General features: G+C 62.3%; 13 protein-coding genes. 9 read left to right on the plus strand and 4 right to left on the minus strand.

Annotated features, from left to right (window positions below):
* The first annotated feature begins 18 nt into the window (after window positions 1-18).
* On the plus strand, window positions 19-1,284 hold the full coding sequence (locus JC607_RS15155; protein ID WP_198837737.1) for a nitrate/nitrite transporter: 1,266 nt from the start codon (window positions 19-21) through the stop codon (window positions 1,282-1,284).
* A 51-nt stretch (window positions 1,285-1,335) separates the two neighbouring features.
* On the opposite strand, the gene JC607_RS15160 is transcribed toward JC607_RS15155, so the two are convergent.
* The 3 genes from JC607_RS15160 to JC607_RS15170 all read right to left on the minus strand — a co-directional run bounded on the left by JC607_RS15160 (window position 1,336) and on the right by JC607_RS15170 (window position 3,591).
* Entirely contained in the window at window positions 1,336-2,169 is an 834-nt protein-coding gene (locus tag JC607_RS15160; RefSeq protein WP_198837738.1) for an alpha/beta hydrolase, read from the minus strand.
* 11 nt (window positions 2,170-2,180) lie between these two features.
* Window positions 2,181-2,993 (minus strand): hypothetical protein, encoded by an 813-nt coding sequence (locus JC607_RS15165; protein WP_198837739.1) that lies wholly within the window; start codon window positions 2,991-2,993, stop codon window positions 2,181-2,183.
* 127 nt (window positions 2,994-3,120) lie between these two features.
* Window positions 3,121-3,591, minus strand: a complete 471-nt coding sequence (locus tag JC607_RS15170; protein WP_198837740.1) for a MarR family winged helix-turn-helix transcriptional regulator — start codon at window positions 3,589-3,591, stop codon at window positions 3,121-3,123.
* 96 nt (window positions 3,592-3,687) lie between these two features.
* On the opposite strand from JC607_RS15170, the gene JC607_RS15175 reads away from it, so the two are divergent.
* Window positions 3,688-3,969: a hypothetical protein gene (locus JC607_RS15175; protein WP_198837758.1), complete on the plus strand. Its 282-nt coding sequence runs from the start codon at window positions 3,688-3,690 to the stop codon at window positions 3,967-3,969.
* 439 nt (window positions 3,970-4,408) lie between these two features.
* On the opposite strand, the gene JC607_RS15180 is transcribed toward JC607_RS15175, so the two are convergent.
* The gene (locus JC607_RS15180) at window positions 4,409-5,170 is read right to left on the minus strand and encodes a sugar transferase (protein ID WP_233092928.1); all 762 of its coding nucleotides are present in this window, start codon (window positions 5,168-5,170) and stop codon (window positions 4,409-4,411) included.
* A 796-nt stretch (window positions 5,171-5,966) separates the two neighbouring features.
* Between JC607_RS15180 and JC607_RS15185 the strand changes: the two genes are divergently transcribed.
* From JC607_RS15185 to JC607_RS15215, 7 genes are all read left to right on the plus strand, one after another.
* Entirely contained in the window at window positions 5,967-7,133 is a 1,167-nt protein-coding gene (locus tag JC607_RS15185; protein ID WP_198837741.1) for a nucleotide sugar dehydrogenase, read from the plus strand.
* On the plus strand, window positions 7,133-8,143 hold the full coding sequence (locus JC607_RS15190) for an NAD-dependent epimerase/dehydratase family protein (protein WP_198837742.1): 1,011 nt from the start codon (window positions 7,133-7,135) through the stop codon (window positions 8,141-8,143). Before JC607_RS15185 ends, JC607_RS15190 begins: the two co-directional genes overlap by 1 nt.
* Before the next feature lie 528 nt (window positions 8,144-8,671).
* Window positions 8,672-9,298, plus strand: a complete 627-nt coding sequence (locus tag JC607_RS15195; protein ID WP_370584823.1) for a metallophosphoesterase — start codon at window positions 8,672-8,674, stop codon at window positions 9,296-9,298.
* 94 nt (window positions 9,299-9,392) lie between these two features.
* Window positions 9,393-11,510 (plus strand): YjbH domain-containing protein, encoded by a 2,118-nt coding sequence (locus tag JC607_RS15200; protein ID WP_198837744.1) that lies wholly within the window; start codon window positions 9,393-9,395, stop codon window positions 11,508-11,510.
* Window positions 11,507-12,139, plus strand: a complete 633-nt coding sequence (locus JC607_RS15205) for a YjbF family lipoprotein (RefSeq protein ID WP_198837745.1) — start codon at window positions 11,507-11,509, stop codon at window positions 12,137-12,139. Before JC607_RS15200 ends, JC607_RS15205 begins: the two co-directional genes overlap by 4 nt.
* 16 nt (window positions 12,140-12,155) lie before the next feature.
* Entirely contained in the window at window positions 12,156-13,517 is a 1,362-nt protein-coding gene (locus tag JC607_RS15210) for a polysaccharide biosynthesis/export family protein (protein ID WP_198837746.1), read from the plus strand.
* A 96-nt stretch (window positions 13,518-13,613) separates the two neighbouring features.
* Window positions 13,614-15,611, plus strand: coding sequence for a polysaccharide biosynthesis tyrosine autokinase (locus tag JC607_RS15215; protein WP_198837747.1), 1,998 nt, complete (start codon window positions 13,614-13,616; stop codon window positions 15,609-15,611).
* The last annotated feature ends 133 nt before the right edge of the window (window positions 15,612-15,744 follow it).

Here is a 15,744-nt window from a genome sequence, read left to right on the forward strand (position 1 = left end):
CCAACAGGGACTGATGAAATGACAACATGGGACAATCTTGCCCCGCCTGATCAGGCAAGGATCAGGCGCTGGCAATGGGGTGTGCTGGCGCTCGGGCTGTTTTGCGAGATCATGCTGGCGGCGGACTGGTATGGTCTGGCCGCCGTTCTGCCCTTCCTCTCGCCCGATCTCGGGCTGGACGAGGCCCAGGCCGGCTTTGCCCAGGGCATTTTCGCGCTGACCTATGGGCTTGGCATGGTGGTCTGGTCGGCGCTCAGCCGCGACTGGTCGGCGCGGGCGATGCTGCTGACCGGGCTGATCGGCACCACCATCGGCATGGGCCTGCAGATCTATGTGCAAAGCTACGGGCAATTGCTGACCCTGCGGCTGATCATCGGCTTTTTCGATGCAGGCGTCTTTATCGGGGTGATGAAGCTTTTGCTGGCCTGGTTCCCGCCGGCGCGGCGCGGGCTGGTGGTCGGTCTGATCCTTGCGGCCTATAGCCTTGCGATCACGCTGGATTTCGCCATCGGCATTCCGCTGACCATCAGCTATGGCTGGCGCAATTTCTTTGCGATCCTGACCTGCGGCACCGCACTCGCGGCGGGCCTGGTGCTTTTGTTTGCCAAACCCGGCCCGGCGGCGCTTGGGTCAGCCTTTACCGGGTTCAGATGGTCTGGCGAGCCGCCAAACCCCGATAAACCGGAGCTCGCTTCGATCTTCCGCAAGCCCTGGGTCTATATCGCGGGTTTCGGCATCGCGTCCTGCACCTTTGCCATTGCGGGCACGGCCACCTGGGTCGTGCCGGCCTTTATCACGCATCAGGCGATGCCCGAGGCCAGCGCCGCGCTGATCGGCACGCTGATGGGCCTGTCGCAGGTGGTCTTTCTGGTGATCGGCGGACTGATGGCCGACAAAGGCGACAAGCTGAAGCTGATCCGTGTCTCGGTCATCATGGCGATCCTCACCGGCCTGATGTTTCTGGCCGCAACGCTCTGGGCGCTGCCCTTCCCGGTTCTGGTCCTTATGGCGGCGATCAGCGGCATTGCCGTGATCGGCGGCGGCGCGATCTTTGCACTGATCTCGGATACTTACGCCCCTGCGCTGGCTTCGGCTGCGATCGGCTATGCCGAGGTCTTCGGCATCCTGTCGAGCTTTGTCGCGCCCACAATCATGGGGGTGATCATTCGCGGCAGCGGCGGTTTTCCGATGGCCTTCACCGCTTTTGTCATTGCCGAAGCGCTGTTCTTCGTCGTGCTGATGACGCTATGCGCAAAGCGGCGCCTGCCGGTGGCAAGCCTCTGATCGAAACGCGAAAGCCCGGCCTTGCGGCCGGGCTTTTCTAATAGCACTCCCTCAGACCGGCAGATCCAGCAGCGCCGCGACCAGCGGATGATCCGGCTGCGCCAGCCCGTCGGTCACATTGAAATGGTGGCGATTTGGCTCGACCACCGCCCTTGTGGCCACGCCGAGCCCGGCCCAGATATTCGCAATCAGCGCATTCTGGCGCAGGAATTCCGAGGTCTCCATCGCGCCCACCCAGGCCGTCAGCCGTGTCCCGGCCAGGGGCACCTGCAAGGCCGGGCTTTCCGAGACCGCCTCTGCCGCGTCAATCGCAAGCGTCGCATTGCGCCAGATATTGCGCATGGGCCGCAGGTCATGCAGCCCTGAAACCGACAGCACCGCCGCGACCCTTTTGCGCAGCTCCGGCGCCAGCGGCGTATCCTCGCAGACCATCCGCGTCACCAGATGGCCGCCCGCCGAATGACCCACCAGCCGCAAGGGGCCGGCGATTTTTGCCGCAGCCGCCGTGATCGCGGCGCCGATCTCCTGCGTCATCGTGCGGATCCTGGCCTCGGGCGCCAGTGTGTAGCTCGGGATTGCGACCGCATAGCCCTGCGCCAGCGGCCCGGCAGCAAGATGCGACCAATAGCTCTTGTCGAGCCCCATCCAGAAACCACCATGCACAAAGATCACGAGCCCCTTCGGATGGGTGGCAGGGCGGAACAGGTCAAAGACCTGCCGCGCGCCGGTTCCGTAGCTCAGATCCGCCTCCAGCAGGCCTTTCGCAGCCATGTCCGCGCGAAACGCCGCCGCCGGTTCGACCCAGACAGCCGGCCAGTCCGCGCCACGCGGGATATTGGGCGCATTGTCATAGACCGCGTTCCAGTCAGAGATGTGGTACCACATCGGTGCTCCTTTCAATGGGGTGTTTCAGCGGCGCGCTTCCGTGCGGAGCGCCGGATCTTGCCGCTTACAGTCCTGGGCGGGACTTTGGCGGTCTCTGGTCGCGGCAAAACACGATCGCGCAGCATGAAATGGGGCTGCAAGATGATGCCCTGTTCAGAGTCTGTGGCCCCGATCACACCGCAATCCGGCACGTCCGGATGGGCGAACAATACGGCCTCCGGTTCGGGCCCCGCGCCAGCATAGCCTGCCGAGGCGATCCTGTCGTCGGACCGGGCGGCAAGGCGGAAATAACCCGCCTCATCCTGGATGCAGGGATCACCCGGCAGGGTCCAGCCCTGCTTCACGAATTTCCGCTGCCGGCCATCGGCAAGAGCGCAGCCGCCGCCCGGCACTTCAGTCATCTCGTCATCGACCACCATAGCCTGACAGCCGTCCAGCGGTCGACCAGCCAGCCTTGGGCGGGCATCGAACACCGGCGCCAGCAGGATATCGCAAGCGGAACCGGTGTGTTGAGGCCGGATCAGGATCCGGTTCAGGGACAGCATGCCGTAATTCTCAACAGGAGCGCGGGTGATCCGGATCGACCGGATGACCGGCGCGGCATAGCTGCGGTTTCGGCCAGTGCCTTCCAGTGCGATCCGGTCGGCAATGCCTTTTTTCACCATCTTTTCCATCAGGCCGACCGCCGCAACTGGGTGTCCGGGAGAGGGGAAATCATCAGGAAGGAAGGCCAGCATATCGGCTTCGGTCGGCCAATTGTCACTGGTGAGGCCGTCAGTATGCGTCGTCGGACCAGGCATGGCGGTCTCCGCGGTCATGAACATAGGCCCATCATGCGAAATGCAACCAAACTACTTCAAGCTTAAATTATATAGCCGGGTGAAATATTTACTGTACAGGCGCTTCTGGTGCAAAAGACGACTGCTCAGATCTGGCCGCCCGGGCGCGATGTCAGACCTCGCGCCCGCCCCTGTGGCGCAGGTCCATCATGATCGCGATGCCCCGCGCGAGGTCATGTTCGGGGATTCCCGCGAAAAACTCATCGATCCAGCTGTGATGTTGCGCCAGCATCCCCGTCATTTTCGCGCGCCCGGCCTCGGTCAGCGAGATGCGAAAGGCACGGCGGTCGGTTTCTTCGTTCTGCCGCAGCGCCATACCATCCGCGACCAGCCGATCCACAATGCCGGTGACATTGCCATTCGATACCATGAGCTGCTGCGACAGATCCGTCATCTTCAGCCCCTGCGGCGCGGCATACAGCGCCGCGAGCACATCGAACCGGGGCAGCGTGGTGTCGAAACTGCTGCGCAGACGGTCGCGCAATTCGGTCTCGATGCTGCGCACCGATTTCAGCATCGTGACCCAGAGCCGCAACCTCTGACGGGCGAGTTCACGGTCTTCGACGGGATCGGCCATGCTCATTCTCACATCCAGCTGCGATCCTTTATGTCTCAAATTATTCGGCCAGGCAAACCAAACGGGAATGACCGCGGGTCTGGCCCTGCCGTTTGCCGCGTCGTGGCCTGCACCAGTTGCATCCCCCTGGCAGCCCTGGCCGCCGTATTGCGAAAGCCATCCGCCAACTCCCGCGCCCGGCGACTGAACCGCATATTCGCCAGGGTCGAAGGCCTGGTGGGAAAGTCGCGGCGCAACGTCATGGTGCCGATGCCGGAGTTGACCATCTGGGATGCATTCAGCCTTTGGCTGGAGGAACAATGCCGCGAACGTCAGTGCGCGGTCCTGCGCGGCGAGACCGACAATTGGCCGGTGCCGGTTGCGCATCATCATCAGGCTGTCTGATTCCGGGACGATATCCATGTGGCACTGTCGGCTGCCGGGGCGAGGAGATCGCCCGCCATACCAGGGCCGCGCGGATCGTGATGAACCTGTCTTCAGCCGAGATCCATTCCCTGCTGCGGATCGGGCAAGACAGAGCAATGCGCCGGATCAGGCAGCACCGTAGCAGGGCCGGAACCTGCCGCCACCATGCGCCGCCTGACGGAGACCTGGAGGCACCGGTACCGTTCCGTCCCGGGGATCGGTTCCGTGGCCAAGGCAATACTGCCTGCCGAAACCCCTTATCCCGCCAGCATCACCTGTGACCAACCGAGCAGCTCTGACAGGGTTCTCCGTAGGAGCATGACATTGGCATCCGGCACTCTGTTCAGGATGCCTGCGACCGGATCCAAACATGAACAATCCCCGGTGGTGTCGGAACCCAATCTGTACAAATGGAGGCTCACTTGCCGGTGCGGTTCAAAACTGCAGCGACGGTGGCCAGGATCAGCCGAATATCCATAATGAGATTGTGCTTGCGGGCATAGGCGACATCGAGAACGACACGCTCGCTGTAGCTGACATCATTGCGGCCGCTGACCTGCCAGAGCCCCGTCAGACCCGGTCGCATTGACATATAGTGGCTGGCAGCCGCGCCATAGAGGTCCAGCTCTTTGGCGGTGACGGGGCGCGGCCCGACAAGGCTCATCTCACCCTTCAGGATATTCCAGATCTGCGGCAGCTCATCGAGGCTGGATTTGCGCAGGAACCTGCCAAAACGGGTGATGCGCGGATCATTGTCCAGCTTAAAATTGGCATTCCATTCGGCCCGGGCTTCGGGGTTGTTCTCGAGATGAACCCTCAAACGCTCTTGCGAATCCGACACCATCGACCGGATCTTCCAGCAACGGAAAACCTCTCCGTTGCGACCGATGCGGCGGTGACCGAAGAACGGTGCCCCGCCATCGCGCATCACCAGCAGCGCAAGAAGCAGGATGACCGGCAGAATTATCGGCAGCAGGCAAAGGATGATCAGTATATCCAGGACCCGCTTGCCCGCAGCACGATAGATACGGCGGCTGATCGAAAAGGAAGATGAGGCGGTGGCGCCCGCGGCAGCACTGCTGACGTCGTTCATGTTATTTCCGTATCTGGCCGAGCCAAAGCGAATAAGTTGAGGGGGACCAAAGTACGCACGGGAAACAAAGGGCGATCCGGTCGCCATACTACTCAGGGTTTAGTAAACTTAACTTTTACTTCACGTCAAAGTTTATTATGCGCTTGCAGCAAGGCCATGACACGAATGAAACAAGAATTGCGACTATTCTGTGCTTGCCGCTCCTTGTGCAAGCCCTCTTTCTCCTGGGGTAGGTGATCGGGTGCGGTCTGCTGTCAGGCCTGAAATTGCGGCAGCTTTCAGAATCGGCTGGCCAGGATAGTGATCAGAGATGCGGGCCCGCATCTTTGTATCGTGCTCGGTTGCACGCAGTTGGACGCCGGTTTCGTGATCCGGATCGCTTCCATCTTTTACGCATGGAGTCGGCGGCTACTTACAGCGCTTCGCCCTGTCCCACTGGCGGGCGCAACGTTCAACTTGTAGCGGCGGTCATCCGAACCGGGCGTGACGGTTCTGCCTGCGGTCGAGGAGATGATGGTCATGCCGCTCCAGAGGCCGAACAGGTCAGCTCTGGTATGCCGGTATGAGATAGCAGAGATGCGGTGACGTTTGGGGCGGAAGAATGCGGCATGACTGATGAACTGGCCGGCTGAGATCCCGAAACGCGTTTCAGATGAGCCGCGAAAAATAACCAGACAATGCCCTTTGGAAAATTCGAGGCCGAAAGCCTGTTTTCCGACCCTGCGCGGACTGATGATTCCACTTATCAGCAGCCTTACCGAGACACACGTCAAAGGTGTGTTGTCTCTTTCCACTTCGCGGGAAACGGTTTCTGCATTGCAGAAATCGACAGTGCTCCCTAGACAGAAGCCGACGATGTTTAAGAAGCACGGGAGCCGTCTTCATGAAAATTGCAGTTGCTGGTTTGGGTTATGTTGGTCTTTCCAATGCGGTCCTGCTGGCGCAGCACCATGAGGTCACGGCGGTCGATGTCTCGGCCTCGCGCGTGGCCGAGGTCAAGGCCGGGCGGTCTCCCATTGCCGACGCTGAGATCGAGGCCTTCCTGACCAGGGGCGGGCTGGATCTGACCGCCACCACCGATGGGGCTGCGGCTTACCGTGATGCCGCATTCGTCATCGTGGCGACGCCCACCAATTATGACAGCCTGACCAACTCTTTCGACACCTCCAGCGTCGAGGCGGTGATCGCGGCGGTGATCGCGGTGAACCGGGATGCCACCATCGTGGTGAAATCGACGATCCCGGTCCGCTTTGTCGAACGGATCCGGGCCAGGCTTGACACGGATCAGGTGATCTTCAGCCCCGAATTCCTGCGCGAGGGGCGCGCGCTTTACGACAACCTGCATCCCAGCCGCATTATCGTCGGAGAGCGTTCGGCCCGGGCCGAGGCCTTTGCGGCGATGCTCCTGGAAGGGGCGGTGAAGAAGGATGTCGAGCTTCTGTTCACTGACCCGTCCGAAGCCGAGGCGATCAAGCTTTTTGCCAATACCTTTCTCGCGATGCGGGTGGCCTTCTTCAACGAGCTGGACAGCTATGCCCTGTCGCGCGACATGGATGCGCGCCAGATCATCGAAGGGGTTTGCCTCGATCCGCGCATTGGGGCGCATTATAATAACCCCTCCTTCGGCTATGGCGGCTATTGCCTGCCTAAGGATACCAAGCAGCTCCTGGCGAACTATTCCGAAGTGCCGCAGAACCTGATCGCCGCCATCGTCGATGCCAACCGCACCCGCAAGGATTACCTGGCGGACCGGATCATCGCCGCACGGCCCAGGGTGGTCGGCGTGCATCGGCTGGTGATGAAGGCCGGCTCGGACAATTTCCGCCAGAGCTCGATCCAGGGCATCATGAAACGCGTCAAGGCCAAGGGGATCGAGGTTGTGGTCTATGAGCCGGCCCTGACCGAGGACAGCTTCTTCGGATCCCGGGTGATCCGCGATCTCGGCGCCTTCAAGGCCGCGTCCGACCTGATCCTTGCCAACCGCCGCACCGCCGATCTGGAGGATGTGGCCGGGAAAGTCTTCACCCGCGATCTGTTCGGAGCCGATTGATGCGCACGGCCCTTGTCACCGGCGCGGCCGGATTCATCGGATTTCACCTCTGCCGCCGCCTGCTGGCCGACGGCTTTAAGGTCATCGGCCTCGACAATCTGTCGGATTATTACGATGTCGCGCTGAAGCAGCGCCGCCAGGCCATCCTGCTGCAGGATCCGGGCTTTGCCATCGTCAATGATGCGGTCGAGGCGCCGGGCCTCCTGATGGCGATGTTTGCCGGGCACAAGCCCGATGTGGTGGTGCATCTGGCCGCCCAGGCCGGGGTGCGCTATTCGATCGACAATCCGCGTGCCTATCTGGAAAGCAACCTGATCGGCACGTTCGAGCTGCTGGAGGCGGCCCGTGCCCATCCGCCCGCGCATATGGTGCTGGCCTCGACCTCCTCGGCCTTCGGCGCCAATACCAAGATGCCCTATGCCGAGACCGACCGGGCCGATCACCAGATGTCCTTCTATGCCGCGACGAAGAAGGCCACGGAATCGATGGCGCATTCCTATGCCCATCTCTTCGGCCTGCCGGTGACAATGTTCCGTTTCTTCACGGTCTATGGGCCCTGGGGTCGCCCGGACATGGCGCTGTTCAAGTTCACCAGGGCGATCCTGAACGGCGACCCGATCGACGTCTACAATCACGGCGATATGAAGCGCGACTTCACCTATATCGACGATCTGGTCCAGGGGATCCGGCTGCTGATCGATGCGGTGCCGGAGCGCCCTGCGGATGGCATCGTGCCTGAAGGCGACAGCCTCTCGCCTGTGGCGCCGTTCCGGGTGGTCAATATCGGCAATTCCGATGCGGTGCAGCTGACCGATTTTATCGCCGCGATCGAGGCGGCGACGGGCAGGGCAGCGACCCGCAACCTGATGCCGATGCAGGCGGGCGATGTGCCCGCGACATGGGCCGATGCAAGCCTGTTGCAGCGCCTGACCGGCTATGCGCCGCAGACCCGGGTGCCCGAGGGGGTGAGGGCCTTCGTCGACTGGTATCGCGACTATTACAGCGTCTGAGCGGTGGTCCTGGCCGGTGGTTGCAGGACCACCGGTGCCGTGACCGACATTCGCGGCCCTTTGCTGCGCATGTCGATTCGAAGGACAGTTGGTCTTGTGTGTCTCATCTTGCGATTGCAGATCATCGTTTGCACAAAAATACAGCTTTCGCCTGAATATGTGCAGCGGTGAGAGCCCCATCGTGATCGGGGAAGGGGAATGGTTTTCCCGATCACGTTCATTTGACCGTTGAATCAAGGTCTTGCCTGCCATGTGCTCCCTGGCCGGCCGGGAAAAAATCCGCCGCGGAGAACTGGCATTTTACAGGACTGTGCATTAGGGACGGCTAAGGTCTCTTTGCTCCCGCAGCAAATGCTGCAGTGCAATATTAACGATTTTCCGGTTTTCACCTGGCGCATGGTGCCAGAAATCGTCCGAAACATCCCGGGATGCCGAGAGATGACACATGACTCTGATCTCTGCGGCCGACCGGCAGGGCGATAGGCAAGATCGATGGCATTTTCCGCCCTGCTCCCTGATTTCAGGAAGATGCCGCAGCTCGTGGCACCTGTGACAGCGCCGCCCGCGCCTGCGGAAGCGGTCTGTCTGGCTGGTGACATGATCGACCGCGGACCGGACAGCGCCGCCGTTCTGGCCAGGGTCAGGGCCGAACATGCCGCAGGGGCAGTCTGCCTGATGGGCAATCATGAAGAGATGTTTCCTGCGGCCCTGGCAGAACCTGCATGCCTTGCGGCCTCGTGGCTGAAGCATGGCGGCTACGAGACCCTGATCATCTTTGGCCTGTCCGGACAGGACGGGATCGCCGGACTGGCGACGGCCCATGGCACAGAGATGCGGGTCTGGCTGACGGCACGGCCCCTGTGCTGGCGCAGCGACAATATGGTGGCGGCACATGCAGGCATGGATCCTGCCCGGACCGAGGACCAGCAGGAGGAAGGTGCACTGCTCCGGGGGCATCCCGATTTCGGGTGTCGGCTGCGCCCGGACGGGCTTTGGGTGGCCCGTGACCATGCGGTGACCGCGCAGGCGGAGCAATGGGCAGGCTGTATCTCGCGGGATACCGGGGCCTATGCCACCGGGCGGATGAGCTGTGCCGTGATCGACCCAGGCCTGGCGCGCGCCAGGCGGCTGACCGTTGGCGCTGTCGCATGTTGAGTCTTTTCTGATGTGGCTCTATGGTCCGCCCGCGTATGTGGTGTCTCCGGTTTCAAAGTTCTGTTTTCAGAAAAACTACAATGGAGCCGCCTGCGTGCCTCTTGCCTCATGGACACGGATGGCGGCCCTCGGGCTTTCGCTGCTGCTTGCTGCCGCGAAAGCACGGGCCGAAGATACGGTGCCCGGGCTGTCGCTTTACGGTGTACCCGGCCATGTAGAGATGCCTTCGGCCGAGGCCCTGCCGGACGGGACTCTGGCCGTTTCACTGAACCATCATGCGGGCGGTGTCATCCGCAGCAACCTTGTGTTCCAGATCACCCCGCGCATCACCGGCGTGTTCCGCTATTCCTATTTCGAGGACTATCTGTCCGGCGGCAGATTGTCGCTTTATGACCGCAGCTTTGATTTCCGCTACCAGATCATGGCCGAGGATCCCGACAGCTGGCGCCCGTCCCTGGCCTTCGGGTTGCAGGATTTCGGCGGCACCGGGGTTTTTGGCGCGGAATATCTCGTTGCGTCGAAACACCTGGCCGATGACCGGCTGCTGGTGTCAGCCGGGCTGGGTTGGGGCCGCTTCGGCAGCTATGGCAGCTTCCGCAACCCCTTGGCAGTCCTGTCGGATCGTTTCGAAGAACGCCCGGGCCGGGAAGGTATGTCCGATACCGGCAAAATCAAGGTCGATCGCTTCTTCCGCGGCGATGCCGCAGCCTTCCTCGCCCTGGATTGGCGCGCGACTGAAAAGCTGACCCTGTCGCTTGAATACTCCTCGGATGCAATGACGGCCGAGGTCGAACGTATGGACTTCGACCACCGGACTCCGATCAATATCGGGCTTAAATACCGGCTTGGCGACACGGGCACCCTGGGCGCATCGCTCCTTTATGGCTCGACTCTGGCGCTCAGCTTCAGTTCCACACTGAACCCGGCCCGCCCGCCTGCACCCTCGGGACATGAGGCCGCACCCCCTGCCATCGGCCGTGGATCGGCTGCTGCCGCCGCGAGCTGGGGGCCGCAGCCCGATGCGGCAGCACAGGATAGCTTGGCCGCAGCGCTGAAGGCACAGGGCGTCACGCTGGACGGGGTGATGATCGAGGGCGATACTGCGGTGGTCGCAATCACAAATACCGGCTGGCCTGTCACCGCCCAGGCCTGGGGGCGCAGCTTCCGCGTGCTCAGCCGCACCTTGCCGCCCGAAATCCGCGAGATCCGCCTGCGCAGTCATATCCGCGACCTGCCAGTCAGCGAGATGCGGCTGAGCCGCGAGGATCTGGAAACGCTGGAATATGCGCCCGACGGCGCCTGGCAGGCCTATGTCCGGGCCAATCCGCAGGATGCGGCAGGCCTGCCCGATCCGCGCATGAACCGCGAGGATCGCCTGTCCTGGGGACTCAGCCCCTATGGCCAGCCCGCCTTCTTTGACCCCGACAGCCCGCTGCGGCTGGATGTCGGGGCCCAGCTGACAGCAGAATGGATGCCGGTGCGCGGGCTTTATATCTCGGGCGGGGTCCGCCAGAAGCTGGCGGGCAATATTGGCGATGCCTCCCGCCGTTCGGATTCGGTCCTGCCGCATGTCCGCTCGGATCTCTACCTTTATTATCAGAATGATGATCCGGCAATTTCCTGGCTGACGGCCGAATATTTCGGCCGGCCGGGCAGCAATCTCTACAGCCGTGCCACGGTCGGCCTGTTCGAGCAGATGTTCGGTGGCGTGTCCGGGGAGTTGCTCTGGGCGCCGGTGGACCGGCCCTATGCCCTTGGGGTAGAGCTGAACTATGCCGCGCAGCGGGATGTCGACGGGCTTTTCGGCTTTCAGGACTACGAAGTGCTGACCGGCCATGTCTCGGGCTATCTGGAAATGGGCAACGGTTTCACCGGCCAGCTGGATGTGGGCCGTTATCTGGCCGGAGACTGGGGCGGCACGCTGACCGTGATCCGCCGCTTCGGCAACGGGTTCGAGGTTGGCGGCTTTATGACCCTGACCGATGTCAGCTTTGATGATTTCGGCGAGGGTGCCTTTGACAAGGGCATCATCCTGAACGTGCCGCTGAACTGGGTCATCGGTATGCCCGCACAGCGCGAGGCCGGGCTGGTGATCCGTCCGATCCAGCGCGATGGCGGGGCACGGCTTTCGGTCCGAAACCGGCTTTACGAGCTGACCCGGGATGAGCGCAACGCCGCTTCGGGCGCCCGCTGGGGACGGTTCTGGCGATGATGCGTCTCCCTTCCCTTCTTTTCTTCGGGCTGCTGACCCTGCTGGCAGGCTGCGGCGGCCAGCTGATGCAGCGCGCGCTGGACCGGGTGGTGACGCCCGATATGGAGACCCAGGGCATTGGCGAGATCGAGGCGCTGACCGCAGCGCACGCGCCGGAGATGATCGTCTGGATGCTCGATGTCGACCGCGCCTCGCGGCTTTTGCTGGCAGAAGAGCGGGACGGTGTGCTGAACTGGCGCACGCTGGACAATGTGCGCTTCTATACACGTGACGGCCTTATCATCGGCACCAGGGGCCTTGGTTTCGATCTGATGACCGCCGATAATGGGAATGCAGCGGCCGTGATCGCTTCGGGCCGGGCGGGCCAGGTGCCGCGGGTCCACCGTCTTCTGGATGGCGAGGATAATCTCGCCATCCGCTCTTATATCTGTGACATCCGGCCCGTGGGCGCCGAGCAGGTCCAGACCGATGTGGCGCATTTTGTGACGGCACTGCGGGTCGATGAGACCTGCCACAGCCCGCGCGGCAATATCGAGAACCGCCACTGGGTTCTGAACGGCCGCATTCTGCAAACCGAACAAACATTCAGTCAGGATCTCGGTCGTTTCCGGATCCTGTATCTGCCCTGATTTTCCCGGAGTGATCATGCGTCATCTGACATGTCTTGGTTTTGCCGTGCTGCTTGCAGGCTGCGGTGTGGCCTATCAGAGCACCTCGATCCGCCCGGGCGTGGTCGATGGCGCAAGGGTCCGCGTCATCGACGTGACCGCCGAAACGCTGCTTGCCGCCAATGCCCAGGGGCAAAGCCCGCGCGGCCTGCCTGCGGCCTTCCGCGCGACGGCGGGGGTCTCCGGGTCGGGCCTGGGGGTGGGCGCGCTGCCCAACCCGGCGCATGAGCCGAGCACCCGGCCCGCCACCGTGAACCCGAACCTTCCGCCCACCCCGCCTGCATTGCCCTACCGCATCGGTGTGGGGGATGTGGTTCTGCTGGCGACCAAGACACCAGCTACAACAGCCGCCGAATTGACCGGGCTGCTGGCGGCTGGAAACCGCCGTCAGGGCTATACCGTGCAGGATGACGGCGCCATTGCAATTCCCGATGTGGGCCGGGTCCGGATTGCCGATCTGACGCTGGAAGACGCCGAAGCCCTTCTGTTCCAGCGCCTGATCGAACGGCAGATCGATCCCAGCTTCAGCCTGGAAGTGGCCGAATTCAACGCCCGTAAGGTGTCGATCGGCGGCGCGGTGACGCGCCCCGGCGTGGCACCGATCACCCTGACACCGCTGACGCTGGATGCTGCGCTGGCCACGGCAGGCGGCATCGCCACACGCGACCGCGATTCCGCCGTGATCCGGATCTATCGCGGGGGTTCGCTTTACGAAATCCCGGTCGAGGGCTTCCTGCGCACTGCGGCCTGGCAGAAGGTCCGGCTGCTGGACGGCGATTCCGTCTTTGTCGATACCGGCTATGATCTCGAACAGGCTGAAGCCTATTTCGCCGAACAGATCCGCCTGAGCGAGCTGCGCCAGTCCAGCCGCACTGCGGCCATCACTGCGCTGAACACCGAGATCGGGATCCGTCGCGCCGAACTGGCCGAGCAGCGCACGAACTTTGAATCCCGGCTCGAATATGGCGCCGAAGCGCGGGACTATGTCTATTTAAGCGGCGAGGTGGTCCGCCCCGGGCGCTGGCCGTTGCCCTATGAGCAGAAGGCGAGCCTCGCAGATGCGCTGTTCGATCGCGGCGGGCCTGCGGTCAAAACGGCCAACCCCAAGCAGATCTATGTGCTGCGCGGCTCGCTCGACCCGCGTGAATTCGGCGCGATCACCGCGTGGCATCTGGATGCCAGCAATGCGGCAGGGCTGATCCTCGCCACAAGGCTGCAGCTGCAGCCCAACGACGTGATCTTCTTGGCCGAGCAGAAAGTCACCCGCTGGAACCGCGTCATCGACCAGATCTCGCCCAGCCTGATCGCAGTGCCACTCGACAATGCGACCACGCAATGAATGGGTCGCAAACGATTGCAAGAGAAAGCAGCTTCGCGGGCCTGCCTGCCGGAGTGGCGGGATGACCCGCAGAGATTCAGTGAACGAGGCGTGATCGTGGCCAGAGCAGAACAACGTGCGGGGTTTTCAAGCCGCAGTGACGACGAAATCGACCTTCTGTCGATCTTCCGTGTGCTGGGGCGCAGTTGGCGCACGATTGCCGTGATCGCAGGTCTGGCTGTGTTTCTGGGCGGCGTATATGCCTATATTCTGGCCACACCGGTCTATCGGGCAACTTCGGTCGTCATGCTGGAGGCAAGGCAATCGGCCGGGGTCGGTCTTGAAAGCGTGCTGGGTGCGCTGACCTCCGACAATTCTACGGTCAATACGGAAGTTCAGGTTCTTCAGAGTCGCCGCCTGCTGGGGCGGGTGGTCGACGCGCTTGATCTGTCGGAAGATCCGGAATTCAATGAGCGGCTGAGAAATCCGGGCCTGGTGACCCGACTGCGTATGGGACTGACTGGCGCTGAGGTCGAGGCCTATAGCCCGGAACGGCTCCGCGATGCAGTGACCTCGGCCCTTCTTCAGCATGTCGCGGTTCGCAATGTGCCGAATAGTCTGGTCTTTGAAATTGCCATCACCACCACGTCACCGGAAAAATCGGCGCGTATCGCTGATACGCTTGCCATGCTCTATATCGAGGATCAGTTGCAGGTCCGGTTCGACGCGACCACGGTGGCGACCTCATGGCTGACCCAGCAAGTGGCCGATCAGAAGGCGGCTTTTGAGGCCGCCGATGCCGAGGTGCGAGCTTTCCGCAGCATGACCAGTGTGATCGACGCAGAAACGCTGGCGGCGCTGGACCGTCAGCTGAAGGATATGCGCCGGCGTATCGAGCAGGGCGAGCAGCAATTGCGTGACCTGGATCAGGCGATCGCGCGCCTAGAAACGGACCAGCCGGCAGCGGATCAGCCGAAGCGCGACCGGGCCCGGGTGGCCGAGCAGGTTCAGGCCCTGATTGAGGCGGAAAAGAGCATGGTGCTGGATTTCGACCGGCAATCGGCGGAATGGACCCAGCTTGCTCAGTTGATCCGCAATGCCGATGCCAGCCGCCTGCTTTACGAACATTTCCAGACCCGGTTGAAAGAAACAGCCGCGCAGCAAGGTATCAACCAGGCCGATAGCCGCATTCTTTCCAGCGCGGTGATCCCGTCTGCTGCTGCTGCACCGCGGAAGTCGCTGATTCTGATCCTGTCGGCGATGCTCGGGCTGATGCTCGGTGTAGGCCATGTCCTTCTGCGCGAGATAATGGCGAACCGCATCCGCTCGATGAACGAGCTGGAGGAGCTGACCGGGCGCAGCGTGCTGTCTCAGGTGCCGAAGATCCCCGGGAAGACCCGCAAGGAAACCATCAACTATCTGATGCGCAATCCGGCTTCGGCCCCGGCCGAGGCGATCCGCAACCTGCGCACTGCCCTGCTGTTCTCCTCCAGTGCCACGCCGCCGCGGGTCATCTCCCTGACCTCCTCGGTTCCGGGTGAGGGCAAGACGACCACTGCCGTGGCCCTGGCGCAGAACCTGACTGCTCTGGGCAAAAAAGTACTGGTGATCGAAGGTGATGTGCGCATGCGCATGTTGGGTAGTTTCACCGAAGACACTGCCCAGCAAGGTGGCGGGATCGTTGATATCCTGGAGGGCAAGTTGAGCATGGCCGAAGCCGCCCGTCCGGTTACCGGACTCGGCGATGTGATTTTCGGCGATAAGAGCCCGACCAATGCGGCCGACCTCTTCTCGCGCCCGGCTTTCGCGACCCTTCTGGCTGAGGCCAAAGCGGCCTATGACATGGTCCTGATCGATACCCCGCCGGTTCTGGCGGTGCCGGACGTGAAAATCATCGCCCAGCAGACCGACGGTATCCTGTTCGTGGTGCGATGGGACAGCACCACACGCGAACAGGTTCAGGAAGCATTGCACCAGCTCGAAAGCCTGCAACTGCCGATCCTGGGGCTTGTGCTGTCGAATGTCGATCCGGCCGGGCTGAAGAAATACGGCTATGGCGGTTATGGCAGCTATGGCGACCGGTATTATGTGTCTGCGGGGAACAACAGCGCCTGACAGTGACATCGGGCCTCTGCGCCCGACAGGCATCGTCGGCAATCGGGAATGCCAAAAGTGTCCAGGAACCCAGAATCCTGTGTTTCGGCGTGCAACTTTCACCCCCTGACGGGGGGCATCGGCGCCCAATTTT

Origin of the sequence: Paracoccus sp. IB05 (assembly GCF_016405985.1) — a bacterium.
GTDB lineage: Bacteria > Pseudomonadota > Alphaproteobacteria > Rhodobacterales > Rhodobacteraceae > Pseudogemmobacter.

What these genes read in the sequence shown, in the direction of transcription:
- JC607_RS15155 (WP_198837737.1), top strand. Translation starts at nt 19, where the DNA reads ATGACAACATGGGACAATCTTGCCCCGCCTGATCAGGCAAGGATCAGG.
- JC607_RS15160 (WP_198837738.1), bottom strand. Translation starts at nt 2,169, where the DNA reads ATGTGGTACCACATCTCTGACTGGAACGCGGTCTATGACAATGCGCCC.
- JC607_RS15165 (WP_198837739.1), bottom strand. Translation starts at nt 2,993, where the DNA reads ATGTTCATGACCGCGGAGACCGCCATGCCTGGTCCGACGACGCATACT.
- JC607_RS15170 (WP_198837740.1), bottom strand. Translation starts at nt 3,591, where the DNA reads ATGAGCATGGCCGATCCCGTCGAAGACCGTGAACTCGCCCGTCAGAGG.
- JC607_RS15180 (WP_233092928.1), bottom strand. Translation starts at nt 5,170, where the DNA reads ATGGCGACCGGATCGCCCTTTGTTTCCCGTGCGTACTTTGGTCCCCCT.
- JC607_RS15185 (WP_198837741.1), top strand. Translation starts at nt 5,967, where the DNA reads ATGAAAATTGCAGTTGCTGGTTTGGGTTATGTTGGTCTTTCCAATGCG.
- JC607_RS15190 (WP_198837742.1), top strand. Translation starts at nt 7,133, where the DNA reads ATGCGCACGGCCCTTGTCACCGGCGCGGCCGGATTCATCGGATTTCAC.
- JC607_RS15195 (WP_370584823.1), top strand. Translation starts at nt 8,672, where the DNA reads ATGCCGCAGCTCGTGGCACCTGTGACAGCGCCGCCCGCGCCTGCGGAA.
- JC607_RS15205 (WP_198837745.1), top strand. Translation starts at nt 11,507, where the DNA reads ATGATGCGTCTCCCTTCCCTTCTTTTCTTCGGGCTGCTGACCCTGCTG.
- JC607_RS15210 (WP_198837746.1), top strand. Translation starts at nt 12,156, where the DNA reads ATGCGTCATCTGACATGTCTTGGTTTTGCCGTGCTGCTTGCAGGCTGC.